The following is a 25031-nucleotide window of genomic DNA, read 5'->3' as shown; positions in this document are numbered from 1 at the left end:
CAAAAGCCGCCAACAAACGATCGACAAAAACGATCGAACTTAAAAATTTAATAGCTATAAACTATGTTAATTCCTTTTAATAACCACGGTATTAATAGAGGATTTCTATTTTATCGATCTCACATTGCTTAGGGCGTCGGTTAAAAAAAATTTTACTCGTTATAAATCATGCTAGTATATGACTCCCCCGCGAAACTCGCGCCCAGCTACCGCTCATTGGCTTGCGGCGCAAGATAAGTTCAACATGAAATTATTTATATTATTTCTTTTTTTATGTTTTAAGATATCAATCCTCACCGGGAAATAGAAAGCAAAGGACTATAATAAAATGGAAATTGATATTTTCAGCGAGTGTGCCTATACCACTGTCGGCATCCGACAACTCATTAAGCAAACCTGGGCGGAAAAACGCGCACCGGCCGGTTTTAGCCGCAAAAGAGTCTGCTTTATCGATGTCACCATCGCCAATTTTGAAGCGCGTTATCGTGTTGAATATGCTAACCCCAATACCTACAAAATAGTCATTATCACCGACTGCCCGCATGAAATGGTGATTGTCGACAGCAAGACCATTATATTATCAAACCTTATATCATTGAGCCGTTTCAGCCGCCTTATCGACGATCTCTATAAGCGTTACAATCATTATACCGAACCGCCGCAACTGTCCCAGCGCGAGTCGCTTTTCCTCTCGGAATGGTCGACGGGGAAATCGCTGACCGACATCAGTAGTGCCATGAATATCAGAAATAAAACAGCCAATCATTACAAGTCAAGAATAATGAAAAAACTCGGCGCCAGCCGGATAAAACCGCTATTACACATTACCCGCGTGCGCTGTTTAACCGATCGTTTAAACATAAGAATAAATAAAGAGTAACGCCCTCTTCTTCAGATTCGCATTTGCGGCTGAACGCCTTCGCCGGCATCTCTTCGAGAGCACCGCCGGCGAAGGCCGCCGCTCAATCACGTCGCCTCTCCCTCTCTCTGGCACCCAATCGCGCCTCGCCCGCATCGTTGTCTGGATCTCGCCGCCGCTTTACTGGCATTATCTCTGCTATCGCCGGGCGGCGAGAGGGCCAAAGATCGCGCCCGCCGCTCAGTATCGACTCGACGAGACAGGTAGCTTTACGCCATGGCAAACAAACCGCAACAGACAACGCTGACGATGTACGGCATCAAAAACTGCGACACCATCAAAAAAGCCCGCCGCTGGCTGGAAGATCAGGGCGTGACCTATCATTTTCACGACTACCGCGCCGACGGCCTGACCGAACAGCAGTTGCGCGGTTTCATCGCGCAACTGGGTTGGGAGCCGCTGCTCAATACTCGCGGCACCACCTGGCGCAAGCTGGATGAAGCGCAACGCAACGCCTGCGATAACGCCGACGCCGCCATCGCGCTGATGCTGGCGCAGCCGGCGATCATCAAACGCCCGCTGCTGGACGACGGCAACGGCCACGCCCTGCTCGGTTTCAACGCCGACGCTTACCAGCAATTTATCGCCGAGGTCGCCGTATGACTTGCCCGGTTATCGAACTGGCCCAGCAGCTGATTAAACGCCCTTCCCTCAGCCCAAATGACGAAGGCTGCCAGCAGCTGATGATCGATCGCCTGCAGGCGATCGGCTTCACCGTCGAGGCGATGGACTTCGAAGATACCCAAAACTTCTGGGCCTGGCGCGGCGAAGGGCAAACCCTGGCGTTTGCCGGGCATACCGACGTGGTGCCGACCGGCGATGAAAAGCGTTGGGATAACCCGCCGTTTGAACCGGCGATCCGCGACGGCATGCTGTATGGCCGTGGTGCGGCAGACATGAAAGGCTCGTTGGCCGCGATGGTGGTGGCCGCAGAGCGCTTTGTCGCCGCCAACCCGAATCACCAGGGCCGCCTGGCTTTTCTGATCACCTCAGACGAAGAGGCCAGCGCCACCCACGGCACGGTTAAAGTGGTCGAAACGCTGATGGCGCGCAATGAGCGCCTGGATTACTGCCTGGTCGGCGAGCCGTCCAGCACCGAGCGCGTCGGCGACGTGGTGAAAAACGGCCGACGGGGCTCCATCACCGCCAACCTGCACATTCACGGCGTGCAGGGGCACGTCGCCTATCCGCACCTGGCGGACAACCCGGTGCACCGCGCCATGCCGGCGCTGAATGAACTGGTGGCGATCGAATGGGATCGCGGCAACGAGTTCTTCCCGCCGACCAGCATGCAGATCGCCAACGTGCAGGCCGGTACCGGCAGCAACAACGTGATCCCAGGCGATCTTTACGTGCAGTTCAACTTCCGTTTCAGCACCGAACTCACCGACGCGATGATCAAGCAGCGCGTGGAAGAGCTGCTGGAACGCCACCAGTTGAATTACAGCATCGAGTGGCGGCTGTCCGGCCAGCCGTTCCTCACCTCGCGCGGCGCACTGGTGGATGCGGTGGTCAACGCCGTCGAGCACTATTCTGAATTGACGCCGCAGCTGCTGACCACCGGCGGTACCTCCGACGGCCGCTTCATCGCGCAGATGGGCGCGCAGGTGGTGGAACTGGGGCCGGTCAACGCCACCATCCACAAGGTCAACGAATGTGTCAACGCCGCGGATCTGCAGCTGCTGAGCCGCATGTATCAACGCATCATGGAGCAATTGGTCGCATGATCAACGCAGAGATGCTCACCGGCCGCTCAACCGAACACCTGGCGCCGCTGAGCGGGAATCATCGGCTGCAGCCGCAGGCGGCCAACGCCTTCTTGGCGATGCAGCTGGCGGCGCGTGAGGCGGGATTCGATCTCCAGCCCGCCAGCACCTTCCGCGATTTTGACCGGCAGTTGGCTATCTGGAATGGCAAATTCTGCGGCCAGCGGCCAGTATTAGATAAGGACAGCCGCCCGATAGACGTTGCGCCGCTGTCCGCCGCCGAGCGCTGTGAAGCGATCCTGCGCTGGTCGGCCCTGCCGGGCGCCAGCCGCCATCACTGGGGCAGCGATCTCGACGTGTACGACCCGTCGCTGCTGCCGGAAGGGCAAAAGCTGCAGCTGGAGCCGTGGGAATACGAAGAAGGCGGTTACTTTGCGCCGCTCAACCAGTGGCTGACGGCACATATGGCCGAGTTCGGTTTCTATCGCCCCTTTACCGAAGACAGCGGTGGCGTGGCGGTAGAGCCGTGGCATCTGAGCTACCGGCCGCTGGCGCAAGAGGCCGAACATTTGCTGACCCCGGCGCTGTTGCTGGCGGCCTGGCAAGATAAGGAGGTCGCCGGTGCCGAATGGCTCGAACGCCATCTGCCATCGATTTTTTCGCGTTTTATACGCAGTGAAGGAAAGGAGTAGCTATGCAATGGTTAGCTGATTACTGGTGGATTATCCTGCTGGTTCTGGTGGGAATGGTCGTCAGCGGCATTAAGGAACTGCGCCGCGTCGACGTGAAAAGCTATCTGGCCAACAAGCCGGAGATACCGCCGCACCGCGACAACAACGCCCAGTGGGATGACGAAGACGACTGGCCGAAAAAGAAATAACATCAGGGCGCTCATCGGCGCCCTGAATTTTTAGCGGAAGGCGATCAGCTCGCCGCGCTTGCCGGACAATGCCTCGTCCCAGTAGCGCTGCGGCACATAATAATGCAGCCTTTCCAGCGCGGCGTTCATCATGCCCTGGTTGATCGCGTGCCCGACGTTTTCCTCCACGTCCAGCGTAAAATCGGCGCCGCCGGCCCGTAGGGCTTCTGCCGCCGCGTGAGCGTGCTGCACCGCGATCACCGCATCCTCTTCCCCGTGGATCAAATGCACCACGCTGTCGCCGAAAGCCTGCTCAGGCAGCTGGGCGAAACGCCCGCTGAACGCGACCACGCGCCCGGCCAGCCGGGTTTCCGCTTTTAGCGCCTCAAGCGCCATGATCGCCCCCTGCGAGAACCCCACCAGCGCCGTGCCGGCATAGCCTACGCCGCTCAGCTGCTGCCAATGGCGTACCACCGCCACAAACTGCGGCATCACGTCTGCGATACGGGCAGCGCGATTCTCTTCGGTCACGTCCTGCACCGAAAACCACTGGCGCCCGGCGCCGTTGCCGAACGCTTCTGGGCCACCGATGCTCACCACCTGCGCCTGAGGAAAGTCTTTGGCGAAGTAGCTGCCGATCTCCCCCATCGCCACCGGGTTGTCGCCGACACCGTGAAACAGCAAGATCAGCTGCGCCGCCGGGGTCGCCGGGCTTTGGACAACGAAATGCTCATGTTTCATCGATGACTCCTTAATAGTAACCCAACCTGATGCGGCGACAGTCGTCGCCTCACCGCTGACAGTGACTATACGCCGTTGAGAAATCGGGAAAATCGGGTTTTATTGAGCGAGTTATTCAATTTATTGCAATGACTGCGCCCAGTCGCGCCAGTAGCGGCAGTGCTGCGCATTCAGCTGTTCCAGCGCCTGCGCCGCTTCGTGCCGCCAGTGGCGCAGCAAGGCTTTCTGCCCGCTGACGCCCGCCAGCTCCGCGCAGGCCGCCGGGGATTGCCGCCGTTGCAGATGGCCGCGCAGCGCGGGCAGCGGCAGATTGCTGGCCAACAGCAAACGCTGCAGTGCCCCCAGGCTGGCCTCCAGCGGCCGATGGGCGAAAGCGAACCCGGCCAGCTCGCGCCAATCCTCTTCGCCCAGCGGCGTGTCGCCGTCGTCGCCCGGGATCGCCAGCGCGAGTTCAATGCGCTGCCGTAGCCAGGGCCAGTCGCGCGCCAGATGCTTGTGCGCCGCGTGCCGCAGCGCCTCTCCTTGCTCGCTCAGGGGCAAGATAGCCATCGCGGTATAGCAGCCGCTGCTGGCCTCCGGCTTGCTGCCGATGCGCACCAGCTCGAAACCGCAGGATTGCCAAAAGCGCCACAGCGGCTCGGTATAGCCAAAGCTGACGGACAGAAAATCCAGCCCCTGCGCCTGGCGGCGTTGCCGCTCGACCAGCTGACGCGCGATACCCTGCCGCCGCAACGCCGGCAGCGTCGCGATGCGGGTAATACGCCGTGACCGCAGCGTCGGCGCCCACCACTGGCCGCCATGCGCCGCCAGCGACTGCGCCACCAGGTTGCCGCGCGGCCGGCGGCGGCCGGCCCACACATCGTGCGCCAACTCGGCGCTCAAGCCGCCTTCGTCCACCAGCCACACGGCGCCGACCACCTCCTGCCCGGCCTGCGCCAGCCCGAAGTGCACGCCGGGCGCATCCATCAGCCTGCGCAAATCCAGCGGCGAAGTGCGGTAATGCGCGCTGCTCAGCAGAGCATAGAAACGCGCCAGCCGCTGCGGTTCGGCGCACAGTTCGCGCGGCTCCGCCTGGCTGTAATCGATCGTCTGGCCATCCGCCGGCCAGGCGGGCAGCTCGTTGAACAACAGCGCATTGTCCGTTATCCGCTCCAGCGCATCCCCCTGCGCCCAGCGCATCGGCTGCTGCAGACTCAACGCCTGATAGGAAGGCAGCCCGGCGCAAAACTTCAGCAGAAAACCGCGGCCGGTGCCCTCATAGCCCTGCACCGTGGTGGTCAGCAGCACGCGCGGGAAATAACCGATCAGCTGCTGCAGCAGCGGCGCGGGGATCGCCGCCGCTTCATCCACCAGCAGCCACCCCACGGCGCTGACGTCCCCCTCCCGGCACTGCGCCAGCAAGGCATCGGGCGCCCAAAACTGCGCGCGCCCCTGCGCCCATTCCCCGGCCACCTCAGTGGCGGCGCGGCTCGGCCCGGTGATCCAACAGGTCAGCGGCGACTGCGCCACCAGCATGCCGGCCAGCGTCGATTTGCCGCGGCCGCGGGCGGCGGTCAGCACCCACACGCCGGATTCGGCCTGCAGCAGCGCCGTCAAGATCGTCTGTTGTTCCTCGGTCGGCCGGCCATCCGGAGGTTGCCAATCCTCACGCGCCGGCAGCGCGGCCAGCGTCAGGGGCTCATCCTGCCGCCAGATCGTCACTTCTCGGTCATCGGCCAGATGCTGCTGCAGGTGGTGGATGAAATGCGGGGTGGTAATTGGCTGCGGGCAATCGCTCCAGCGCAGGCTGTCGCCGTCCGGCTGCTGCGGCCATTGCCGCCAGGGCGGCGTCAGCAACAGCAGCCAGCTGCCGGCACGCAATGCGCCGCTCAGCGCCGCCAACGCCTCCACGTCCAGCGACTGACCGGCGTCGAACACCGCGTGCAGCCGCTCCTGCCCCAGCAGTTGGCGCACTGCGCCGCTCGCCAATGCCGTCAGGCCGGACGGCGGGTTTTCTCCCACCCACGGCCAGTCGCCCGGCAGCGTCGCCGCCAGCCGCTGCGCCTGTTCGCGACACCAGTCGGGCTCACCGCTGAGCACCAGCAGGCGCCGGATGCCCTGCCGCCGCATGAGTTGTTGCGCTGCCTGTAACATAAGGCTGTACCTCAATCCGAAAAAAATGCCGGAGTCAGGCTCCGGCACTTGAGGCGTTAACGGGATGCGAAGGTGTTGCAGGTATTGGGATCGCCGCTGTCGAAGCCCTGTTTAAACCAGGTGTAGCGCTGCTGCGAGGTGCCGTGGGTGAAGCTGTCCGGCACGACGCGGCCCTGGCTCTGCTGCTGCAACCGATCGTCGCCAATCGCCTGCGCGGCGTTCAGCGCCGCCTGCAGGTCGCCCTCTTCCAGCATCTGCTGCTTCTCGGCGTATTTGCCCCACACGCCGGCGAAGCAGTCCGCCTGCAGCTCCATTTTCACCGACAGACGGTTCACTTCCGCCTGGCTGGCGCCCTGCTGCATCTGGCGCACCTTAGGCTCGATGCCCAGCAGGTTCTGCACGTGGTGGCCGACTTCATGCGCCACCACATAGGCCTGGGCGAAATCACCGCCGGCGCCCAGCTTGGTTTTCATGTCCTGATAGAAAGACAGATCGATATACACCGTTCTGTCACCCGGGCAGTAGAACGGCCCCATCGCCGCCTGGCCGGTGCCGCAGCTGGTGCGCGTGACGCCGCGATACATCACCAGCTTCGGCGGTTGATAGGTTTTGCCCATGCGCTGGAAAATCTCTTTCCAGTTATCCTCGGTGGAGGCCAGTACCACCGAAGTGAATTTGGCCAGCTCATCGTCTTTCGGACTGATGTTGGCGCTCTGCTGTTGACCCTGCGGTGCAACGTTACCGCCGTTCAATAGCGGCGACAGATCGATGCCGTAATAGCCGGCCACCAGCACCACCACTAAAATGACGATGCCGCCCTTGCCGCGCACCGGCACACGGAAACCGCCGCCACCGCCGCCCAAACCTGAAGACTGCCCGCGACGATCCTCAACATTGTCACTTTCCCGACGCCCTTGCCAACGCATAAATATACTCCAGATATTTCCCCTGCTCGTTGAAGTTGCGCCGCGATCGTAAGCGCAAAGGCAGCTTCAAGCCTGAGTGGGATAGGTTTTAGTCATCTCGCATCCATCATTATAAATGGTCTGCCGCGGAGGAAATGTAGAAATTTTCTGGAAAAACGCAGAATAGCGGGACGATCCGGCCGGATCGCCCCGAATGGCGGTGCCAATGCTTAGTCGAGCTTCACGCCGATGCGGCGCGCCACTTCTTCATAGGCTTCGATCAGGCCGCCCAGGCTTTGACGGAAACGGTCTTTGTCCATCTTGTCCAGGGTGTTTTTGTCCCACAGGCGGCTGCCGTCCGGCGAGAACTCATCGCCCAGCACCACTTCACCGTTGAACAGGCCGAACTCCAGCTTGAAGTCGACCAGGATCAGGCCCGCGTCGTCAAACAGCTTGGTCAACACGTCGTTGGCGCGGTAGCTCAGCTCGCGCATGCGCGCCAGATGCTCTTTGCTCACCCAGCCGAAGGTTTCGCAGTAGGATTCGTTGACCATCGGATCGTGCATGGCGTCGTTTTTCAGGAATAGATCGAACAGCGGCGGATTCAGCACCAGGCCTTCTTCGATGCCCAGACGCTTCACCAGCGAACCGGCGGCGCGGTTGCGGATCACGCACTCCACCGGCACCATGTCCAGCTTCTTCACCAGCACTTCGTTGTCGGACAGCAGACGCTCCATCTGGGTCGGGATGCCGGCTTCTTCCAGTTTGCTCATGATGAAATGGTTGAACTTGTTGTTCACCATGCCTTTGCGATCGAACTGCTCAATGCGCTGACCATCCAGTGCTGACGTATCGTTGCGGAACTCCAACACCAGTAGATCGGGATTCTCGGTGGTGTAAACGGTTTTTGCCTTTCCGCGATACAGCTCAGCTAGCTTTTGCATCTTACTTACTCCAGTGATGTATCCCCGTTGTCTCCCGAGCGCGGCCCGAAATTAGGGGGTATAGAATTGACCTAATGAATTCTTTGGCGTGCCGGACACTATTGTGCCAAACCTGCGACGCAAACGATACCGTATCGACAAAACAAAAAGGGGCCGAAGCCCCTTTTTGGTTATTTAACGCTGGTTTTACTGAAGGCAGACTGGAATGCCGCCACCAGCGCGTCGTTTTTCGACTGGGTCAGCGGTTTGCCTTTCGGATCGATAAATTGCAGGCTGGTGCGGTTGTTGAGATCGCCGACCTGCAGTTTGTAATCGCCTTCCGCCAGTTCAGGATCCTTGACGCCCAACGCATCCCAATCGCTGCTGCTCAGGGACTTGTAGGTCACGGCGACGGTGCCCTGCGGACGGCTGCGGTCACCCACTTTCATCCCCAGTTTTTCGAGCGCCGCCGGCAGGCGATCCCACACCACGGTGTACGGGCCGCGCACCACCAGCATCGGCAGGCCGGTGTCATCGGCACCGCTCTGCACGTCCAGCGCGCCGAAACGGCTGGCCGTCTGGCTGCTCGCCAGGTTGTCCTGTTTGTCCAGGCCTTCGATCAGGGTGTTGATCATCATGCCGTTGTAGCGCTGAATCTCAGACTGGTCGGTCACCTGCTCGGTCTTGCCCTGCTGCTGCAGGCCAACGCTTTTCACCACCAGCGCCTGCTGGTAGCCCTGCTGCTGCACGCTGATCTGATAGCGGCCTTCGTACTGGTTGTCTTCGTCCAGACGGTTCCACTTCACCCAGTCGGTGGTCAGGGTCTGACCGGCGTCCTGACGGGAAGCAATCGCGATGTTCTTCGCCTGCAGCAGGCTGACCACGCGTGACCACAGGTTCTGGTTCTGCGGGCTGTTTTCCAGCAGCAGCGTGCCGCTGTCGCCGGCGTACTGCGCGCGTGAACCGCTCAGCAGCGCCAACGGCTGCACCGGCGGACGAATGTCCAGTTGCTTGCCGACGTTGCCTTGCAGCGTCGTGGCGGGAACGTCATAGTTGCCGCTCTGGACCGGCAGGATCATGCCGGACGGTGCGTTCAGCGCCTTGAGCGGAGCCGCGTCGAGGTAAGCCTCGTCGCCGCTGACCTGGCGCTTGTAACGCTGATCGCTGCTGCAGGCTGCCAGCATCATCACCAAAGAGATGCCCACTACTTTTGCTACCGTCGACTTTTGCAATGAATAAGCCATCAAATTTCCCTTAGAGTTACAGCAAACCGACGCTTTTCAGCGCGCGCTCCACCACCGGGCGGGCGGCTTCGCTCAACGGCGTCATCGGCAGACGCAGCGTATCGGTTGCCATCAATCCCAACGCCTTACAGGCCCACTTCACCGGAATTGGGTTTGCTTCTACAAATAGATCCTGATGCAACGGCATCAAGCGCTGATTTAAGCGGCGCGCTTCGGCAAACTTGCCCTGCGCCGCCAGCGCGCAAAGTTCCGCCATCTCGCGCGCGGCCACGTTGGCCGTCACGGAAATCACCCCTTTGCCGCCCAGTTGCATGAAGTCCAGCCCGCTGGCGTCGTCGCCGCTCAGCAAAATGAAGTCTTCATCGTCAACCAGCACTTGGATCTGACTAACGCGACTTAAGTTCCCCGTCGCTTCTTTTACAGCAACAATATTCTTGATTTTCGCCAGCCGAGCGATGGTCGGCGGCAGCATGTCGCAGCCGGTGCGCGAAGGCACGTTATACAGGATCTGCGGCAGCTCGGTGCTCTCGGCGATCGCCTTGAAGTGCTGGTACAGCCCTTCCTGCGTCGGCTTATTGTAGTACGGCGTCACCGTCAGGCAGCCCACTACGCCGGTATTGGCGAAGCGGGTGGTGAGCGCGATGGCTTCGGCGGTGGCGTTGGCGCCGGTGCCGGCGATCACCGGGATGCGGCCGTCGGCCAGCTCCAGCGTCTGCAGCACCACGTCAACGTGCTCGTCATGGGCAAGCGTTGCGGACTCGCCGGTGGTCCCTACGGAAACGATCGCCGCGGTGCCACTGGCTACATGATAATCGATCAATTTTTTTAGGCTCGCGCGATCGACAGCACCTTTGTCGTCCATCGGCGTAACCAGTGCAACAATACTTCCCGTAAACATTGGCCGTCCCCTCCACAAACAGGTCACTCATGGTACTTTTGCTGCCTATCCAAAAGCAAGCGCACAACCGCGTTGTAAGCGCTTGGCAGGCGGTTTTTTTTATGTTTACCATGGTAACCCCATTAAGCACGACAGGAAGCGCTATTTTGCCTCAGTCAGACGAACACTATCTCGTGATTACCGCGCTCGGCGCCGACCGCCCCGGAATCGTCAATACCATCACCCGCCACGTCAGCAGTTGCGGATGCAATATCGAAGATAGCCGTCTGGCCATGCTGGGAGAGGAGTTCACGTTCATCATGCTGCTGTCCGGCAGCTGGAACGCCATCACCCTGATCGAATCCACCCTGCCGCAAAAAGGCGCGGAGCTGGATCTGCTGATCGTGATGAAGCGCACAAACTCGCACGAAAGGCCGCCGATGCCGGCCACGGTGTGGGTGCAGGTGGAAGTGAAGGACTCGCCGCACATCATCGAACGCTTTACCGATCTGTTCGACTCCAGCCAGATGAATATCGCCGAACTGGTCTCACGCACGCAGCCGGCGGACGGCGACCTGCCGCCGCAGCTGTATATCCAAATCACCGCCCATAGCTCCGGCGATCGGGACGCCTCAAATATTGAGCAAGCCTTCCATCGCCTATGTACAGAATTGAACGCGCAAGGCAGTATTAGCGTGGTGAACTATCCACAGCATGATGAGAAAGATGGAGAGTAGTGATGAGCCCATTGAAAGCCGGTGACACAGCGCCGAAATTTAGTTTGCCTGACCAGGACGGTGAGGAAATTAATTTGGCCGACTTCCAGGGACAGCGAGTATTAGTCTATTTCTATCCGAAGGCGATGACGCCGGGCTGCACCGTGCAAGCCTGCGGCCTGCGGGACAACATGGAAGAATTGAAAAAGGTCGGCGTCGAAGTGTTGGGCATCAGCACCGACAAACCGGAAAAACTGTCGCGCTTCGCTGAAAAGGAGCTGCTCAACTTCACGCTGTTGTCTGATGAAGATCATCAGGTAGCGCAACAGTTTGGCGTATGGGGCGAGAAAACCTTCATGGGCAAGACCTACGACGGTATTCACCGCATCAGTTTCCTGATCGATGGCAAAGGCAAGATTGAAAAAGTGTTTGATGATTTCAAAACCACCAATCACCACGACATCGTTCTGAGCTACCTGCAGCAGTAATTCTCACGAAGCGCAGCGGCCTGCTGCGCTTCGTTTCTTCCCTGTCAGTCGGCCTTGTCTTCCACTTCGACCCGCAGTTCATCCGGCCAGGCATGGATCACCGCCTTCACCAGCGTCGCCAGCGGTATGGCGAAAAACACGCCCCAAAAGCCCCACATCCCGCCGAATACGATCACCGACAGGATAATCACCAGCGGATGCAGGTTGACCGCTTCGGAGAACAAAATGGGCACCAGCAGGTTGCCGTCCAGCCCCTGCACCACCAGGTAGGCAACGATCAGCGTCCAGAAATCGGCGCCGACGCCCCACTGGAACAGCGCCACCACCACCACCGGTATGGTGACCAGCACCGCGCCAATGTAGGGGATCAACACCGAGAAGCCCACCAGCACCGCCAGCAACAGCGAGTAGCGCATGTCCAGCACGGCGAACACCAGGTAGGTCGCCACGCCGACAATCACCATCTCCAGCACCTTGCCGCGAATGTAGTTGGTGATCTGCTGATTCATCTCGTTCCAAACCTGCCCCGCCAGGCCACGATTGCGCGGCAGCACGCGGCGCACTGCGTTTAGCAGCTGCTCTTTGTCCTTCAACAGGAAGAACATCATCATCGGCACCAGGATCAGGTAGATGGCCAGCGTCAACAGGCCGACCAGCGACGCCAGTGAGAATTTCACCACCGACTCGCCCATGCCGGACAGCCGGCTGCGCAGGTTCTCCGCCATCATGTCGATGATGCCGGCATCCACCAGCGCCGGGTAACGCTTCGGCAGCGTCGCGGCAAAGTTATAGAACTGATTGAGCATGCCAGGCAGATCGCTCATCAGATTGATGCCCTGCTGCCAGGCGGTTGGCGCAACGACGAACACCAGCAGCATGGCGACGCCCGCGAACACCAGCAGCATGATGCTCGCCGCCCAGGTGCGCGAACAGCCGATGCGCTGCAGGCGCGCGGTCGGCCACTCCAGCAGATAGGCCAGCACGATGGCGACCAGCAACGGGGTCAGAATGCCGTGCAGAAAATAGAGAATGAGGAAGCCGGCGACCAGGATCACCAGCAGCGCGATAGCCTGCGGATCGGTGAAGCGGCGGCGGTACCACTGTAATAACATCTCCAGCATCAGAGCGGGCTCCTCGAGATTTGGCGGGCGGGCATGGCGATTCCTGTGATGGGCCTGATTAAAGCATAGATAGAACGGGCGCACGCGGGGTGTGCAACGCACTCAGAGTACTCAAAGTTGGCCATACATCAACAGCGATTTGGCTGAATTTATCGCGCCGGCGAGCGATTGGCGCAAAAACCCGCAGACGCGGCGACAGACTGGGTGAACGGCCCCGGATGGGGCCGCGGCAGATTACAGCGAGGCGCTGATGGAGAGGGGCGAACCGACCGCCAGTGCGAACAACAGCACACAGCCAATCGCGATCGCCGCCGCCAAATCATTTTTCATTGTCCCGTCCCCTGATGCTTAAAGTTGATTATCGTCACGAACTCTGTCGGTTCTACGTTGACGGCCTTTGCCGATGCACATCATTAAAAACCCCCGCCTAAGCGGGGGAGAAGACGTTCTGGTGCATCAAGTATTACAAGGAGGTCATGAGGGATTGCTAACCCTAAATGACTATTTCAAGCTAGGATTATTCCCAGAACATGGCAAGCGATCGCGTCGAGGTTATCCGCACTTTGAGATAAACCTCATAAAAAAATCCCGCACGGCAGCGGGATGAAGGGATGATAACGTCATAAATTTTTTATGCGGACAATGAGGCGGTATTGTCGTCATTTGGCGACAATACCGCGCCGCCACGGCGGTCACAAGGGAAATCTGACTGCCGTAAGGAAATCAGAATTTCCCCAATACACGCGATCGTACGCCCGTAAGCATCAACGAAAAGAAATGGGATTTTCGTCAGACCGTCGCCGGCCAAAAACCGGTAGCATAACCGGCATAATCCCAAACGCCGTAGGGGGAGAGATGAACAACAAGCCGTTTGAATTTGATGAAGCCATCTGCCTGGCCATTGGGCGCGGCGTCTGCGAAGTCGTGAAGATAGGAGACGAAATCAGCGTTTTCTCCCTGCTGGAAGCCATCGAGAGCTTTATCGAACGGCAGGCGCTCAGCGAGAGCGAAGTCGCGGCGGCGGACGACGCGCTGGATCTGATCACCGGTTTGGTCCGCCGCCAGTGCTGAGGCCGGTTACGAGGCGCAGCCGATGAGCCGTTGCTCTATCGCAACGCCGGGCATCATTTGTCGTAAACCGGCAGTCAATTCGTCGCCCGCCGCATGCAGCGCCACCAACGGCATTGCCGGCAGGCTCTCCAGGATGAACCACATCCGTTCGGCCTCGGCGCTCAGCCGGGTTCTGACGCCCTGACGCCAGTTCCAGCGGCGGCAGGTCACGCCGCGATCGTCGCGCCAGACCACCTCCCCCGCCTCCGGCGATTCATGGATCACCGCGCCCTCCTTGACGGTATCGAACAGCTCGCTGCCTTCCGCGACGATCAGCCGCGGCTCGCCGACATAAGCCGCGATATTCTCGCCCCCCACCGGCACCGCATAACGAATGCTGACGGCGTTGTAAAGATCGACCACCGGATCGATGCTGGGCATCGTGCCGTCGCGCAGCGCGCGCTTGCGCAAGGCATCGGCGGAACAGGGCGTACGCTTGGGTTTGGCGCCAAACCGCATGAAGACATCGCGCCAGGCCGAGAGATGCGCCTCAGCCCAGGGCGCGTCCTCCTCGCCGAGGGCGCGACAGGCCTGCGCCAACGCCAACGCCCCCACGTCCGGGTTGGTTATGGGAGCCGCAGCCACGGTAATGCTTAACGCCCGGAATCCGGGCGCCAGCGCAGCGACGGCCGGATCGATTGACGGATCGACTAAAATCATTGAATAATCCTATATTGACCATTTTATTCCATGATATTGACCGATGAGCGAAAAAGTCAACAGACCGACCGAGTTCGGCGCCGACGTGCAAACCGTCAGCGAAGCGGTGTCGCACCGCATCAAACAGCAGCGAAAAAGCCAAAAGCTGTCGCTGGACGAACTGTCGCGCCGGGCGGGCGTCAGCAAGGGCATGCTGGTGGAGATCGAGAAAGGCAGCGCCAATCCCAGCATCGCCATCCTGTGCAAGCTCGCGGCAGCGCTGGGCCTGTCGGTGGCGGACATCGTCAACGTGACCCGCGCCCCCGCAGCCTACCTGATTGAAAGCCAAGACATTCCCACGCTGTGGCACGGCGATCGCGGCGGTTCGGCCCGCTTGCTGGCAGGCACCCGCGGCCCAAACATGATAGAACTGTGGCACTGGGAAATGGCGCCGGGGGAAGCCTATGCATCGAGCGGCCATCCAGCGGGCACCTTCGAGCTGCTGCACGTTGAACAAGGCGTCTTGAGCCTTGCCGTCGAACAAACAGAGCTCAGGATTACGCCAGGCTGTTCGGCGGTCGCCAGAACGGACGGCCCTCACCGTTACGCCAACGAGGGCGAAGACACGCTGATTTTCACCATGACGGTCGCCGAACTGCACGCCTGAACGGCGGCCCAGACCTTAACGCTTGCACAGGAGAAGAACCCTCATGACAATCCCTGCCCCACGGGAGTGGCGGCGTGCTGACTATCTCGTCAGCACCGAGCCCAGCCTGCTGGATATTGACGCCATTCATGCATTTCTGACCCGTTCGTCATGGGCGGAGGGCATTGATAAAGAGACCGTTCGCCAGTCCCTCTCCCACAGCCTGTGCTTCGGCTTGTATCACGGCACCAGACAAATCGGTTTCGCCCGGCTGGTCACCGATTACGCCACCTTCGGCTATCTGTGCGACGTTTACGTGCTGGAGACGCATCAAAAAGGCGGGCTGGGCCTGTGGCTGGCGGAATGCTGCCAGGCCCATCCGCTGATGGCGACGCTGCGGCGAATCATGCTGGTCACCAGCACCGCCCCCTGGCTCTATGAAAAAGTGGGGTATAGTGCCATCAACTGCCCCGATTTTGTCTGGCAGATCGCCCGACCGGACATCTACCGACGTTAACTTTTCAGCAAGGCCGCCCCAGTTCACACTCTTCCCCCGCGACATTGGCAATCGCGGCGGTTAGGGCCCATGCTGGCGACAAATTTTACCGTTTGCCCCTTTCAAGGAGAATCTATGCCCGTTTCAGCCCGTAACCAGTTAGCCGGTACCGTGTCTGCCGTCGCCAAAGGCGCCGTCAATGACGAAGTGGAGATCACCCTGCAGGGCGGTGAAAAACTGGTGGCCATCGTCACGGTACAAAGCCAACAGTCGCTGGGGTTAACCATCGGTAAAGAGGCCGTCGCGCTGATTAAAGCGCCGTGGGTGATCCTGGCGACGGAGGATTGCGGTTTGCGTTTTTCCGCCCGCAACCAGTTTGCCGGGGAAGTGATTGCGGTTGAGCACGGCGCGGTCAACAGCACAGTGCACCTCAAAGCGGATGCCGGTTTTGTGCTGACGTCGGTGATCACCAATGAAAGCCTGCAGGAGATGGCGCTGAAGAACGGTTCGCGCGCCATCGCCCTGATTAAAGCCTCATCGGTGCTGCTCGCCGTCAAAGCCTGATACCGCCAGGCCCGCACCAGCGGGCCTTTCAAGGCGCTATTTCAGCGCCTGCTCGGCCAGCAGCCCGAGGGCGATGACGATCATCGCCGCGCCGGAGATGCGCCCCACCACCTTCGCAGCCTGCGGGCGCGTGCGCAGCACCGACTGCGAACCGAATCCCACCAGTAGGTACACCAGGCCGCAGCTGATCAAATGCACCACGCCCAACGCCAGCATCTGCATCGGCACCGACCATTCGGCCCGGGCGTCGGTAAACTGCGGCAGCAGCGCCAGAAACAGCAGAAACACCTTGGGGTTCAGCCCGCTGACGCACACGCCCTTGCCGGCCCAGCGCAGCCAGGAATCGGAACGCTGATCTTCACCGGCGCCGGGCACCGGCGGGTGCAGCAGCATGTTGAAACCGATCCACAACAGATAAGCCGCTCCCAGCAAGGTGAGCGCCGTCAGCGCCAACGGGTTGCCGACCAGCAGCGCACCGACGCCCGCCACCACGATCGCAATCATCAGCAGGTGGCCGAACAGCAAACCGGCGACGGCGGGCACCACGACCCGCCCGCGAATGCCCGCCGAGATCACATAGGCCCAATCCATACCCGGCGTGATCACCAACAAAATCGACACCGCCCAAAAAGCGGCGAACAGAGCGAGCGTCATGCCGGCGCCCTCTCAAACGCGCCGCGCCATTCCGAACAAAGAACCATTGCGCTTTCCTCTTGGAAGAAGAACGGCCTCCGCCTGCCGCGGCGGCCGTCAAAACCGTTCAACAGATGGCAAGAATATCCTCAAGGCGTTAAAATGTGCTTTCAATTACTTGCCTGAAACCGGCATAAGCGGGGAAATTTTTCCAAATGGATAAGATTGATCGCAAGATTCTTGCTGAACTGCAGGCCGACGGGCGTTTGTCGGTGACCGAGCTGGCCGAGCGGATCGGGTTGAGCGTCTCTCCCTGCCACCGCCGGGTGCGGGCGTTAGAGGAGTCCGGGGTGATCAGGGGTTACCGCGCCCAGCTCGATCCCGGCAGCCTGGGCTATAACTTTTCCGCCCTGGTGTTCGTCACCATGCGCGAAGGCGATCGCCGCGCCGTTGAAACCTTCGAAAACGCCATGATGGACATTCCACAGGTGGTGCAGGCGCAGCGGCTGTTTGGCGATCCGGACTATCTGCTGCACGTGATCGCCCGCGATCTGCCCGCCTTTCAACAGCTTTACGACGAGAAACTCTCCGCTCTGCCAGGCGTGCAGCGCCTGAGCTCCACGCTGGTGATGAAAACCGTGGTGCCGGAGCGTTCGTTCCTGCCGCTGGGAAAATGACGACGGGAGCGTTGCCGCTCCCGTTTTGACTTCCTTAAGGCACAATCACAAAATCCGGATTGGCGACGGCAAACAGCGCCTCGCGATCCGCCGCCGGTGGATAAATCCACTGCGTGTTGATCTCCTGCTTAATCTTTTTGCCTTCCTGACGGGTAAAGCGCACCTGGCGCTCCCAGCCTTCGGTATACAGCGCGCCCCAGGGCCCCAGGTCCAGGCAGGTCACATACTTCGGCTGGCTGTACGGGTGAGTCGGCAACCCCGCCAGCTCCGCCGCCGCATTGTGGCCGGCCACGCGGCCAAGGCTCATCGCATGCTGGCAGGTCATCAGGTTGTGATTGCCGAGATCGTCGGTCGCCGCCTTCACCGTATCGCCGGTCACGAAAATGCCCGCCGCCGCCGGTGCGCGCAGGAAGGCGTCGCCGATCACCCGACCGCTGCCGTCGCGCTCGCCGGGGATCTGCTCGGTCAGCGGATGCGCCCGCACGCCCGCTGCCAGGATCACCGTGTTGGCGGCGATACGCTCACCGTTAGACAGCATCACCCCCTCAGCGTCGATAGCCGAGACGCGCAGGCCGGCTCGTGCTTCCACGCCGCACTCCGCCAGCGCCTGGCGAATCACCGCCCCCGGCTCCGCGCCCATTCCGGCGCCCACTTCCGGGGCGCTATCGACGATCACCACACGCACGTTCTCGTCTTTGCCCAGCGCATCCCGCAGCCGCTGCGGCATCTCCGCCGCGCTCTCCAGCCCGGTCAGCCCCGCGCCCACCACCACGGCGGTGTTGCGCGCCGGCGTCGAGGGTTTGGCCGCCAGCGCTTTGATATGGGCATCCAAACGCTGCGCGCTTTCCAGCGTATCGACGTTGAAACCGTATTCGGCAAAGCCCGGCACCGCAGGCACGGAGAGCCGACTGCCGGTGGCCCACACCAGGCGGTCGTAGGCCAGCTCAAGGGATCCCCCCGTCGCCTGCGCCACCGTGAGCGTCTTGGCGGCGGCATCGATGCGCGCTACCGCCCCGGCCAGGTGGCGCACGCCGACGGCGGCGAGCTGCGCGGAAATATCCGGATTCATGTTTTCCAGCACCGCTTCATACAGGCGTGGCCGGATGGTGACCGTTGGCGTCGGCGAAACCATGAGCACCTCGATATCGTCATGCTTACCGGCGAGGGTAATGGCGCGCATGGCGGACACGGCGGCCCAAAAACCGGCAAAACCGGAACCGGCAATCACTATTTTCTGCGTCATGGGATGACTCCTTCATACAGGGTTAACCGGGCGATAAGGCCGCCCGCAGTTTTTTCGGATGAACGATGCCGTTCCGCTCCCGTAGCAGGGTGCAGAAGGCCCGCCCGCCCCTTCCGAAGAGGCGGGAAAAAGTGTGTTTGGCTTTAAGGAAAGGCGGTGGTTAGGTTTTGGCCCGCGCCGTTTTGCCGCTGCGCGCGGTGCGTTCCGTCATGCGCTCATCGAGCCAGAGGTTGACCTCACCAAAGAAGCCCTGCGGCGCCTTGCGGCCAAAGCGGGCCGCGACGGCGCCGAGGGTCTGCGCCGCCAGCGCATCGCGCATCGCCTTCTCCGCCTGCAGCATCACCGCGTGGATGGCGCATTTGCCGGAGACCGCCCAATCCGGCGGGGAATCGTCGAACACTGCGCAGCGCCCGCGCACCTCCTGGCAATCGAACAGCGGCTTGTGCCCTTCGATGGCGTCGATGATCGCCAGAAAACTGATCTCATCCGCCGGGCGCGCCAGCCGGTAGCCGCCGCGCACCCCTTCGCTGGCGACGACGATCCCCGCCTTTTCCAGCTTGGGGAAAATCTTGGCCAGAAAGCTGGGGGAGATGCCTTGCAGCTCGGCGAGTTCGCGGCTGCTGAGCGCGCGCTGGTTATCGCCGACCAGCCACAGCAGGCAGTGGATGCCATATTCAACGCTGGTTGTGATGTACGCCATATGTCTGTTTTCGACCGTCAATGAACTTTCAATAACGCAGACTATATGAGTCTGCGTTTATCTTGTCAATAAAACACGGATCAACTTTGTCCGCGTTTTATTGACAATGCACGCCGCCGGCGACGCAGAAAGCGCCCTTCAAAATGAAAAATAAAACTTTTTTGCCCGATTCGCGCCCGGCTAACGTTTCCTTGTCGCCTGCGGCTGACTATGATGTGATGGGTGCCGCCGCCGCGGTTTGTGAGCCGCCGCACTTTCGCGCGGATTGCGCCGTGGGAATAAAGAACTCTTGTCTGCTGCTGACGTCTTAGAAATGATTATTTAAGGGAAACGCCTGACTATGACCAACCGGTTGACCAAAACCGCGTTAGCGGTGCTGCTGCTCGGCACGCTGAACGCCACCGCCCTGGCTCCAGCACAGGCGGAAAGCCAGGACCAGTTGCCGGATATGGGCACCTCCGCCGGCGGCACCCTGAGCATCGGACAAGAGCTGGCGATGGGTGATTTCTACGTGCGCCAACTGCGCGCCAGCGCCCCGCTGATCAACGATCCGCTGCTGAGCCAGTACATCAACCAACTGGGCAACCGGCTGGTGGCCAGCGCCTATTCAGTGCGCACGCCGTTCCATTTCTATCTGGTGCGCAACGACGAGATCAACGCCTTCGCCTTCTTCGGCGGCAACGTGGTGCTGCATTCCGCGCTGTTTCGCGTCAGCGACAACGAAAGCCAACTGGCTTCGGTGCTGGCGCACGAAATCTCGCACGTCACCCAGCGCCACCTGGCGCGCGCAATGGAAGATCAGCAGCGCAACGCTCCGCTGACCTGGGTGGGCGCACTCGGCTCCATCCTGCTGGCGATGGCCAACCCGACCATGGGCATGGCGGCGCTGAGCGGCACCCTGGCCGGCACCCAGCAGGGCATGATCAGCTTTACCCAGTCGAACGAACAGGAAGCCGACCGTATCGGCATTCAGGTGCTGCAGCGCGCCGGTTTCGATCCCGAAGCGATGCCCGACTTCCTGCAAAAACTCTCGGATCAGTCGCGCTACGCCTCCAAGCCGCCGGAAATGCTGCTGACGCACCCGTTGCCGGACAGCCGCCTTTCCGATGCGCGCAACCGCGCCAACCAGATGCCGAAACACATCGTGCAGTCTTCGCAGGACTACCTGATGGCCAAGGTGCGCGCACTGGGCATGTACAGTTCGGAAGGCTATGGCCTGAACGAAGAGCTGCTCGGCTCACTCAGCAAGGGCAACGTGCGCGAACAGGCGGCCGCCAAATACGGTCGCGCCATCCTGTTCTATGAAGCGAAAAAATACGACGACGCACGCAACATCATTCAACCAATGCTGGCGCAGGATGCGAAAAACGTCTGGCTGATTGACCTGATGACCGACATCGATCTCGGCCAGAAACGCGCGCCGCAGGCCATCGCCCGCCTGCAGGCGGCCAACGCGGCCCAGAACAACAACTCGGTGCTGCAGCTCAATCTGGCCAACGCCTATGTCGAAGGCAACCAGCCGGCGCAGGCCTCGAAGATCCTGAACCGCTACACCTTTGCCCATCCGGACGATCCGAACGGCTGGGATCTGCTGGCGCAGGCCAGCGCCGCCCAGGGGCTGCGCGATGAAGAGCTGTCGGCCCGCGCCGAAAGCCTGGCGCTGACCGGCCGGCTCGATCAGGCCATCGGCCTGCTCAGCAATGCCAGCTCGCTGCAGAAACTCGGCAGCCTGAAACAGGCGCGCTACGATGCGCGCATCGACCAACTGCGCCAACTGCAACAGCGCTTCCGCCAATACCAGCGCAGCTGATTCAACAAGGAATGAACGCCATGAAAAACGTCACGATTTACCACAACCCGCGCTGCTCCAAGAGCCGTGAAACCCTGGCTCTGCTGGAGCAGCACGGTGTCGCTCCCAAGGTGGTGCTGTACCTTGAAACGCCCCCGTCGGCCGATGAGCTGAAAAAGCTGTTGAAAGAATTAGGCTTCACATCCGCGCGCGATCTGATGCGCAAAAAAGAAGATCTGTACAAGGAATTGAAGCTGGCGGACGACAGCCTGAGCGAAGAACAGCTGCTGGCAGCGATGACGGCGAACCCGAAACTGATCGAACGCCCGATCGTGGTGAAAGGCAGCAAGGCGCGTATCGGCCGGCCGCCGGAGCAGGTGCTGGAGATTTTGTAATCGTCCGGCAAGTCTCTTATTGAACCGCAAAATACCAATAGCCCTGAACAGGGCTATTTTTAATTGTTTGTTATATAAATACTTTTCATCATCCCCCGCTTCTCCTGTTGCTATGCTGCACAAATGCCGAGCCTTACGGCAAGACAAGCGTTGACAACCATCAACACCCCATCTACTCTGATCGCATCACTGGACGAGCGATGAAAAAACACCCAGACAAGCACATCCAGGCGGCGTTAGATTACGCCCTTTCTCAGGGCTGGCATTTTCGTCCCAGCAAGGGGCATGCTTTTGGCCGACTTCATTGCGCCTTTGTCGGTCATCAAGAACATATGATGAGCATCTGGAGCACGCCGAAAAATCCCGAGCTGCATGCCAAACAGATCCGGCGCAAAGTCGATCACTGCCTGGCGCTGTCGCAGAAAAAATAACCGGAGAATCACCATGACGCTCTATCATTTCGCATTGACGCTGGGCGGGGTCACCGCCGATACCACCGGATTGGAGGATGCGCTGTATGCGGCGGGATGCGATGACGCACTGATCTGTTTCTACGGTAAAGCCGTCTACCTCGAGTTTGATCGAGAAAGCGAAAACTTTGCCCACGCAATTTGCAGCGCCATCAGCGATATCGAGTCTGCAAATATTGGCGCCAAGGTGATATCGGTAGACTCCAGCCTGGTGGGATTAAGCGATATTGCCGAGCTCACTGAACTGTCGCGTCAGGCGATCGCCATGCTAAAAGACGGGACTCGCGGCCCCGGCGGCTTCCCTTCCCCTATTCAGCGGCTCGGCGGCACCTCACCGTTATGGCGCTGGGCTGACGTGGCGGCCTGGTTGGCACAGCAGGGGAAAATCGACCCACGTCTTGCAGACAATGCGCAGTGTCTGGAACATATCAATCTCGCTTTGCAACTGCGAAGCGATCGGCAACGCCAGCAGGTTGAGCACTACTGCTCCCTGCTGGAACACGCGGAAAAACAGACTTGATGGCTCGCTACAGCCCCAGAATCTCTTTAACGAACGGGATGGTCAGCTTGCGCTGGGCGGTGATCGAGGCGCGATCGAGCTGATCGAGGGTCATAAACAGCGTGCGCATCTCGCGATCCAGCCGTTTCAACAGGAAGCGGCCCACGTCTTCCGGCAGCTCGAAGCCGCGCAGTTTGCCGCGCAGCTGCAGCGCCAGCAGTTTCTCTTCGTCCGACAGCGGCTGCAGCTTGTAGATCTGCCCCCAGTCCAGGCGCGAAGCCAGATCCGGTAAGCGCAGGTTCAGCTGGCGCGGCGGACGATCCCCGGTGATGAACAAGCGGGTGCGGCCGGTCTCCAGGATGCGGTTGTAGAGGTTGAAGATCGCCATCTCCCACTCTTCGTCGCCGGCGATGCATTCGATATTGTCGATGCAAACCAGCGCCAGCTGCTCCATGCCGTCCAACACTTCAGGCACGAAGTAAGCGCGTTTGTCGAGCGGCACATAGCCCACCGCTTCCCCCTGCTGCGAAAGCTCGGCGCAGGCCGCATGCAGCAGATGGCTGCGCCCGCCGCCTTCACGCGACCAAAAATAGATATAGCTGCCATGTTCCTGACGGACGGCGGATTGGATCGCGGCTAATAGGGATGGGTTCTCGCCCGGATAAAAACTGGCGAAAGTTTCATCATCGGGAAGATAAAGTGGCAGTGAAAGCTGTGCCGGCGTATTCAGAGAAGCACCTCAACCAAAACTGGCAGAAAAACGCGGGCAGTTTAACACAGAAAACGGGCGCTGTTGAACCGGCAGGATCTTATGCCGCAATAGTGAGCAATGCCTTAGCGCCGTTTAATCGATTGCGGCCTCCTCACCGGCAAGAATAGTCTGATATCAAACCCTAACCCCATGCCTACGCAGGTTAAATTTGTAATTTAAGTAAAACCTGACCTAGTATAGGTAGGCAAAACGCAATCACCATCAACAAGGTTTCTGCAAGGATATAGACGATGAAAGTATGGAATAAAGTGCTGTTAGCCTCCTTTATCGGGTTGTTGGTTGCCGGCTGTGATGACTCTTCCAAGGTTGACGCCAACCTGGATAACGCCAAAGACAGCGCCGAGCAAATGAAAGACGCCGCCCAGAAAAAAGCGGACGATCTGACGGACAAAGCGAAAGCGACGGCGGATGAAATCAAAAAAGAGGCCGCCACGCAGGCTGACCAGCTGAAGGACAAAGCCTCGGCGATTAAAGATGAAGCCGCCAAGCAGGCCGACGCCATCACCAACGACGCCAAGGCCAAGGCCGCCGCGATCAAGGATGACGCCGGCAAACAAAGCCAGCAGCTGGTGGATCAGGCCAAGGCAATCAAAAACGACGCCATCAACGGCGCTAACGATCTGACCGAGCAGGCCAAGGCGAAGACCGAAGCCATCAAGAACAGCGCCGAAAACAAAGCGCAAGAGTTGAAACAAGAGACCGATGCGGCGGTGAACGGCAATACGCAGCCGGCCACCCAGCAGTAAGCTATTCTCAGCCACAAAAGAAAGGAGCAGTAAATGGGGATTATTTCCTGGATTATCTTCGGCCTGATCGCCGGTATTTTGGCTAAGTGGATCATGCCCGGCAAAGACGGCGGCGGCTTTATCCTGACCGTTGTGCTGGGGATCATCGGCGCCGTAGTCGGCGGCTATATCAGCACCTTCTTCGGCTACGGCAAGGTTGACGGCTTCAACTTCGGCAGCTTCGTGGTAGCGGTTATCGGCGCCATCGTGGTGCTGTTCGTGTACCGCAAAATTCGCAGCTAATATGACATTGGGGAGCTGAGGCTCCCCTTTTTCACTATTTAACTATACGTCCGTCATTAAGAATGAATGCTGTCCTACCGTCCCAAAACTCAGCAATAAAAATATCTTTCGGCTCTATGCCATGTTCACGGATAGTTTGGTTCAACCACTCCTCATCTTTACTAATCTCCTGCAGCTCATAAGGCCTGGCCCTGCCATTTTTCATAATGATAACTGAAGGCAGTTCATTTCCCTCGCATACCGCAGTTATCTGACCGCCCGGCTCAATTTGCGCATAGACAATCTCCTGAAAGGCGTGAATCCCCTGCGCATGCAGCTGTGAGGAAACGTTCAAGATGTCGATTTTATTTTTCTTGGCTAAAATATTTTCCATCAAAAAGCGGCCGTTTTTTATAATTGGTATCGGGTTGCCTATAGTGACCGAACGAAAGAAGTTGCAATGTTTACTGATTGCATTCAACAGAGAAATTAGCCCTACACCGATAAGTAATACAACGACATACTGGTACAAAGGGATGCTGTCGCTATAGATAACGCCCCCAATAATGCCCCCGAGCACAAAGTTACCGATAAAATCCACTGGGGTCATCTGCGATAGCTGGGTCTTTCCCGACAGGTTCAGGTGGGTGATAACAATGACAAAGCCAATCACAAATTTGAGCAAAATATATCCGTAGTACTCCATACCCTCTTTCCTTTTAACCGATGTTGTTAATGCTATCAGCTACTTTATCCCAA

The 25031-nt window shown here is 59.5% G+C and carries 31 protein-coding genes; 18 read left to right on the top strand and 13 right to left on the bottom strand.

Annotation, left to right across the window (positions count from 1 at the left end):
• Positions 1-328 precede the first annotated feature (328 nt).
• From ACJ8HT_RS21045 to ACJ8HT_RS21025, 5 genes are all read left to right on the top strand, one after another.
• Positions 329-880, top strand: coding sequence for a helix-turn-helix transcriptional regulator (locus ACJ8HT_RS21045; RefSeq protein WP_123892316.1), 552 nt, complete (start codon positions 329-331; stop codon positions 878-880).
• Between the two features lie 255 nt (positions 881-1135).
• The gene (locus ACJ8HT_RS21040) at positions 1136-1522 is read left to right on the top strand and encodes an ArsC family reductase (protein WP_197653256.1); all 387 of its coding nucleotides are present in this window, start codon (positions 1136-1138) and stop codon (positions 1520-1522) included.
• Positions 1519-2646 (top strand): succinyl-diaminopimelate desuccinylase, encoded by a 1128-nt coding sequence (gene dapE / locus ACJ8HT_RS21035; RefSeq protein WP_047730121.1) that lies wholly within the window; start codon positions 1519-1521, stop codon positions 2644-2646. Before ACJ8HT_RS21040 ends, dapE begins: the two co-directional genes overlap by 4 nt.
• Positions 2643-3317, top strand: coding sequence for a M15 family metallopeptidase (locus ACJ8HT_RS21030; protein ID WP_197653257.1), 675 nt, complete (start codon positions 2643-2645; stop codon positions 3315-3317). The genes dapE and ACJ8HT_RS21030 overlap by 4 nt, the downstream gene beginning before the upstream one ends.
• 2 nt (positions 3318-3319) lie before the next feature.
• A complete protein-coding gene (locus ACJ8HT_RS21025) occupies positions 3320-3505 on the top strand; it encodes a YpfN family protein (RefSeq protein WP_004941720.1) in 186 nt (61 codons plus the stop codon).
• Positions 3506-3535: 30 nt separating this feature from the next.
• On the opposite strand, the gene ypfH is transcribed toward ACJ8HT_RS21025, so the two are convergent.
• From ypfH to dapA, 6 genes are all read right to left on the bottom strand, one after another.
• Positions 3536-4225, bottom strand: a complete 690-nt coding sequence (gene ypfH, locus ACJ8HT_RS21020) for an esterase (RefSeq protein ID WP_070914511.1) — start codon at positions 4223-4225, stop codon at positions 3536-3538.
• A gap of 120 nt (positions 4226-4345) precedes the next feature.
• Entirely contained in the window at positions 4346-6358 is a 2013-nt protein-coding gene (locus ACJ8HT_RS21015) for a tRNA(Met) cytidine acetyltransferase TmcA (RefSeq protein ID WP_197653258.1), read from the bottom strand.
• Between the two features lie 56 nt (positions 6359-6414).
• Positions 6415-7284, bottom strand: a complete 870-nt coding sequence (gene ypfJ, locus ACJ8HT_RS21010) for a KPN_02809 family neutral zinc metallopeptidase (protein ID WP_047730119.1) — start codon at positions 7282-7284, stop codon at positions 6415-6417.
• Positions 7285-7493: 209 nt separating this feature from the next.
• Entirely contained in the window at positions 7494-8207 is a 714-nt protein-coding gene (gene purC / locus ACJ8HT_RS21005) for a phosphoribosylaminoimidazolesuccinocarboxamide synthase (protein ID WP_049200504.1), read from the bottom strand.
• Between the two features lie 170 nt (positions 8208-8377).
• Positions 8378-9430 carry an outer membrane protein assembly factor BamC gene (gene bamC, locus ACJ8HT_RS21000; RefSeq protein ID WP_019453890.1) on the bottom strand — a complete coding sequence of 351 codons (1053 nt, stop codon included), beginning with the start codon at positions 9428-9430 and terminating at the stop codon, positions 8378-8380.
• A 16-nt stretch (positions 9431-9446) separates the two neighbouring features.
• Complete coding sequence (dapA, locus tag ACJ8HT_RS20995; protein WP_004941701.1) at positions 9447-10328, bottom strand: 4-hydroxy-tetrahydrodipicolinate synthase; 882 nt, start codon at positions 10326-10328, stop codon at positions 9447-9449.
• 110 nt (positions 10329-10438) lie between these two features.
• On the opposite strand from dapA, the gene ACJ8HT_RS20990 reads away from it, so the two are divergent.
• Complete coding sequence (locus ACJ8HT_RS20990; RefSeq protein ID WP_369783268.1) at positions 10439-11044, top strand: glycine cleavage system transcriptional repressor; 606 nt, start codon at positions 10439-10441, stop codon at positions 11042-11044.
• Between the two features lie 2 nt (positions 11045-11046).
• Positions 11047-11511, top strand: coding sequence for a thioredoxin-dependent thiol peroxidase (bcp, locus tag ACJ8HT_RS20985; RefSeq protein ID WP_142110342.1), 465 nt, complete (start codon positions 11047-11049; stop codon positions 11509-11511).
• Between the two features lie 44 nt (positions 11512-11555).
• On the opposite strand, the gene ACJ8HT_RS20980 is transcribed toward bcp, so the two are convergent.
• Positions 11556-12632: an AI-2E family transporter gene (locus ACJ8HT_RS20980; protein ID WP_004941690.1), complete on the bottom strand. Its 1077-nt coding sequence runs from the start codon at positions 12630-12632 to the stop codon at positions 11556-11558.
• Positions 12633-13487: 855 nt separating this feature from the next.
• Between ACJ8HT_RS20980 and ACJ8HT_RS20975 the strand changes: the two genes are divergently transcribed.
• Positions 13488-13703 (top strand): hypothetical protein, encoded by a 216-nt coding sequence (locus ACJ8HT_RS20975; protein WP_049200497.1) that lies wholly within the window; start codon positions 13488-13490, stop codon positions 13701-13703.
• A 6-nt stretch (positions 13704-13709) separates the two neighbouring features.
• Here the strand turns inward: ACJ8HT_RS20975 and ACJ8HT_RS20970 are convergent, their stop codons facing one another.
• Complete coding sequence (locus ACJ8HT_RS20970; protein WP_194571741.1) at positions 13710-14402, bottom strand: B3/B4 domain-containing protein; 693 nt, start codon at positions 14400-14402, stop codon at positions 13710-13712.
• 43 nt (positions 14403-14445) lie between these two features.
• Here ACJ8HT_RS20970 and ACJ8HT_RS20965 point away from each other — a divergent pair, with 43 nt between their 5' ends.
• The 3 genes from ACJ8HT_RS20965 to ACJ8HT_RS20955 all read left to right on the top strand — a co-directional run bounded on the left by ACJ8HT_RS20965 (position 14446) and on the right by ACJ8HT_RS20955 (position 16087).
• A complete protein-coding gene (locus tag ACJ8HT_RS20965) occupies positions 14446-15048 on the top strand; it encodes an XRE family transcriptional regulator (RefSeq protein ID WP_197653259.1) in 603 nt (200 codons plus the stop codon).
• 43 nt (positions 15049-15091) lie between these two features.
• Positions 15092-15544, top strand: coding sequence for a GNAT family N-acetyltransferase (locus ACJ8HT_RS20960; RefSeq protein WP_197653260.1), 453 nt, complete (start codon positions 15092-15094; stop codon positions 15542-15544).
• A gap of 114 nt (positions 15545-15658) precedes the next feature.
• Positions 15659-16087: a TOBE domain-containing protein gene (locus ACJ8HT_RS20955; protein ID WP_038873689.1), complete on the top strand. Its 429-nt coding sequence runs from the start codon at positions 15659-15661 to the stop codon at positions 16085-16087.
• A 36-nt stretch (positions 16088-16123) separates the two neighbouring features.
• Here the strand turns inward: ACJ8HT_RS20955 and ACJ8HT_RS20950 are convergent, their stop codons facing one another.
• Positions 16124-16741 (bottom strand): LysE family translocator, encoded by a 618-nt coding sequence (locus ACJ8HT_RS20950; protein WP_004941674.1) that lies wholly within the window; start codon positions 16739-16741, stop codon positions 16124-16126.
• 194 nt (positions 16742-16935) lie between these two features.
• Between ACJ8HT_RS20950 and ACJ8HT_RS20945 the strand changes: the two genes are divergently transcribed.
• Positions 16936-17397: an Lrp/AsnC family transcriptional regulator gene (locus ACJ8HT_RS20945; RefSeq protein WP_033635506.1), complete on the top strand. Its 462-nt coding sequence runs from the start codon at positions 16936-16938 to the stop codon at positions 17395-17397.
• A gap of 34 nt (positions 17398-17431) precedes the next feature.
• Here the strand turns inward: ACJ8HT_RS20945 and ACJ8HT_RS20940 are convergent, their stop codons facing one another.
• Complete coding sequence (locus tag ACJ8HT_RS20940) at positions 17432-18640, bottom strand: NAD(P)/FAD-dependent oxidoreductase (RefSeq protein ID WP_197653261.1); 1209 nt, start codon at positions 18638-18640, stop codon at positions 17432-17434.
• A 160-nt stretch (positions 18641-18800) separates the two neighbouring features.
• Positions 18801-19340, bottom strand: a complete 540-nt coding sequence (locus ACJ8HT_RS20935) for an RrF2 family transcriptional regulator (RefSeq protein WP_038873797.1) — start codon at positions 19338-19340, stop codon at positions 18801-18803.
• A 340-nt stretch (positions 19341-19680) separates the two neighbouring features.
• Between ACJ8HT_RS20935 and ACJ8HT_RS20930 the strand changes: the two genes are divergently transcribed.
• From ACJ8HT_RS20930 to ACJ8HT_RS20915, 4 genes are all read left to right on the top strand, one after another.
• Entirely contained in the window at positions 19681-21150 is a 1470-nt protein-coding gene (locus ACJ8HT_RS20930; protein WP_197653262.1) for a beta-barrel assembly-enhancing protease, read from the top strand.
• Positions 21151-21170: 20 nt separating this feature from the next.
• Positions 21171-21524: an arsenate reductase (glutaredoxin) gene (gene arsC / locus ACJ8HT_RS20925; RefSeq protein ID WP_194571323.1), complete on the top strand. Its 354-nt coding sequence runs from the start codon at positions 21171-21173 to the stop codon at positions 21522-21524.
• Between the two features lie 200 nt (positions 21525-21724).
• Complete coding sequence (locus ACJ8HT_RS20920) at positions 21725-21955, top strand: hypothetical protein (RefSeq protein ID WP_074181238.1); 231 nt, start codon at positions 21725-21727, stop codon at positions 21953-21955.
• Between the two features lie 13 nt (positions 21956-21968).
• A complete protein-coding gene (locus tag ACJ8HT_RS20915) occupies positions 21969-22514 on the top strand; it encodes a helix-turn-helix transcriptional regulator (protein ID WP_141967336.1) in 546 nt (181 codons plus the stop codon).
• Positions 22515-22521: 7 nt separating this feature from the next.
• On the opposite strand, the gene hda is transcribed toward ACJ8HT_RS20915, so the two are convergent.
• Complete coding sequence (gene hda / locus ACJ8HT_RS20910; protein ID WP_048325292.1) at positions 22522-23223, bottom strand: DnaA inactivator Hda; 702 nt, start codon at positions 23221-23223, stop codon at positions 22522-22524.
• Positions 23224-23495: 272 nt separating this feature from the next.
• On the opposite strand from hda, the gene ACJ8HT_RS20905 reads away from it, so the two are divergent.
• Positions 23496-24011: an E3 ubiquitin--protein ligase gene (locus ACJ8HT_RS20905; protein ID WP_197653263.1), complete on the top strand. Its 516-nt coding sequence runs from the start codon at positions 23496-23498 to the stop codon at positions 24009-24011.
• A 33-nt stretch (positions 24012-24044) separates the two neighbouring features.
• A complete protein-coding gene (locus ACJ8HT_RS20900; protein WP_016926728.1) occupies positions 24045-24293 on the top strand; it encodes a GlsB/YeaQ/YmgE family stress response membrane protein in 249 nt (82 codons plus the stop codon).
• A gap of 34 nt (positions 24294-24327) precedes the next feature.
• Here ACJ8HT_RS20900 and ACJ8HT_RS20895 read toward each other — a convergent pair whose 3' ends face one another.
• Positions 24328-24978 (bottom strand): DUF421 domain-containing protein, encoded by a 651-nt coding sequence (locus ACJ8HT_RS20895; protein ID WP_019452427.1) that lies wholly within the window; start codon positions 24976-24978, stop codon positions 24328-24330.
• Between the last annotated feature and the right edge of the window lie 53 nt (positions 24979-25031).

Origin of the sequence: Serratia sp. CY44782, assembly GCF_052168715.1 — a bacterium.
GTDB classification, from domain to species: Bacteria; Pseudomonadota; Gammaproteobacteria; order Enterobacterales; family Enterobacteriaceae; genus Serratia; species Serratia nevei.
This window is presented reverse-complemented; position numbering and strand designations above follow the sequence as displayed.

Excerpts from the sequence above, each read along its gene's own strand:
- ACJ8HT_RS21045 (WP_123892316.1), top strand. The coding sequence starts at position 329 with ATGGAAATTGATATTTTCAGCGAGTGTGCCTATACCACTGTCGGCATC.
- ACJ8HT_RS21040 (WP_197653256.1), top strand. The coding sequence starts at position 1,136 with ATGGCAAACAAACCGCAACAGACAACGCTGACGATGTACGGCATCAAA.
- dapE (WP_047730121.1), top strand. The coding sequence starts at position 1,519 with ATGACTTGCCCGGTTATCGAACTGGCCCAGCAGCTGATTAAACGCCCT.
- ACJ8HT_RS21030 (WP_197653257.1), top strand. The coding sequence starts at position 2,643 with ATGATCAACGCAGAGATGCTCACCGGCCGCTCAACCGAACACCTGGCG.
- ACJ8HT_RS21025 (WP_004941720.1), top strand. The coding sequence starts at position 3,320 with ATGCAATGGTTAGCTGATTACTGGTGGATTATCCTGCTGGTTCTGGTG.
- ypfH (WP_070914511.1), bottom strand. The coding sequence starts at position 4,225 with ATGAAACATGAGCATTTCGTTGTCCAAAGCCCGGCGACCCCGGCGGCG.
- ACJ8HT_RS21015 (WP_197653258.1), bottom strand. The coding sequence starts at position 6,358 with ATGTTACAGGCAGCGCAACAACTCATGCGGCGGCAGGGCATCCGGCGC.
- ypfJ (WP_047730119.1), bottom strand. The coding sequence starts at position 7,284 with ATGCGTTGGCAAGGGCGTCGGGAAAGTGACAATGTTGAGGATCGTCGC.
- purC (WP_049200504.1), bottom strand. The coding sequence starts at position 8,207 with ATGCAAAAGCTAGCTGAGCTGTATCGCGGAAAGGCAAAAACCGTTTAC.
- bamC (WP_019453890.1), bottom strand. The coding sequence starts at position 9,430 with ATGGCTTATTCATTGCAAAAGTCGACGGTAGCAAAAGTAGTGGGCATC.
- dapA (WP_004941701.1), bottom strand. The coding sequence starts at position 10,328 with ATGTTTACGGGAAGTATTGTTGCACTGGTTACGCCGATGGACGACAAA.
- ACJ8HT_RS20990 (WP_369783268.1), top strand. The coding sequence starts at position 10,439 with ATGGTAACCCCATTAAGCACGACAGGAAGCGCTATTTTGCCTCAGTCA.
- bcp (WP_142110342.1), top strand. The coding sequence starts at position 11,047 with ATGAGCCCATTGAAAGCCGGTGACACAGCGCCGAAATTTAGTTTGCCT.
- ACJ8HT_RS20980 (WP_004941690.1), bottom strand. The coding sequence starts at position 12,632 with ATGCTGGAGATGTTATTACAGTGGTACCGCCGCCGCTTCACCGATCCG.
- ACJ8HT_RS20975 (WP_049200497.1), top strand. The coding sequence starts at position 13,488 with ATGAACAACAAGCCGTTTGAATTTGATGAAGCCATCTGCCTGGCCATT.
- ACJ8HT_RS20970 (WP_194571741.1), bottom strand. The coding sequence starts at position 14,402 with ATGATTTTAGTCGATCCGTCAATCGATCCGGCCGTCGCTGCGCTGGCG.
- ACJ8HT_RS20965 (WP_197653259.1), top strand. The coding sequence starts at position 14,446 with ATGAGCGAAAAAGTCAACAGACCGACCGAGTTCGGCGCCGACGTGCAA.
- ACJ8HT_RS20960 (WP_197653260.1), top strand. The coding sequence starts at position 15,092 with ATGACAATCCCTGCCCCACGGGAGTGGCGGCGTGCTGACTATCTCGTC.
- ACJ8HT_RS20955 (WP_038873689.1), top strand. The coding sequence starts at position 15,659 with ATGCCCGTTTCAGCCCGTAACCAGTTAGCCGGTACCGTGTCTGCCGTC.
- ACJ8HT_RS20950 (WP_004941674.1), bottom strand. The coding sequence starts at position 16,741 with ATGACGCTCGCTCTGTTCGCCGCTTTTTGGGCGGTGTCGATTTTGTTG.
- ACJ8HT_RS20945 (WP_033635506.1), top strand. The coding sequence starts at position 16,936 with ATGGATAAGATTGATCGCAAGATTCTTGCTGAACTGCAGGCCGACGGG.
- ACJ8HT_RS20940 (WP_197653261.1), bottom strand. The coding sequence starts at position 18,640 with ATGACGCAGAAAATAGTGATTGCCGGTTCCGGTTTTGCCGGTTTTTGG.
- ACJ8HT_RS20935 (WP_038873797.1), bottom strand. The coding sequence starts at position 19,340 with ATGGCGTACATCACAACCAGCGTTGAATATGGCATCCACTGCCTGCTG.
- ACJ8HT_RS20930 (WP_197653262.1), top strand. The coding sequence starts at position 19,681 with ATGACCAACCGGTTGACCAAAACCGCGTTAGCGGTGCTGCTGCTCGGC.
- arsC (WP_194571323.1), top strand. The coding sequence starts at position 21,171 with ATGAAAAACGTCACGATTTACCACAACCCGCGCTGCTCCAAGAGCCGT.
- ACJ8HT_RS20920 (WP_074181238.1), top strand. The coding sequence starts at position 21,725 with ATGAAAAAACACCCAGACAAGCACATCCAGGCGGCGTTAGATTACGCC.
- ACJ8HT_RS20915 (WP_141967336.1), top strand. The coding sequence starts at position 21,969 with ATGACGCTCTATCATTTCGCATTGACGCTGGGCGGGGTCACCGCCGAT.
- ACJ8HT_RS20905 (WP_197653263.1), top strand. The coding sequence starts at position 23,496 with ATGAAAGTATGGAATAAAGTGCTGTTAGCCTCCTTTATCGGGTTGTTG.
- ACJ8HT_RS20900 (WP_016926728.1), top strand. The coding sequence starts at position 24,045 with ATGGGGATTATTTCCTGGATTATCTTCGGCCTGATCGCCGGTATTTTG.
- ACJ8HT_RS20895 (WP_019452427.1), bottom strand. The coding sequence starts at position 24,978 with ATGGAGTACTACGGATATATTTTGCTCAAATTTGTGATTGGCTTTGTC.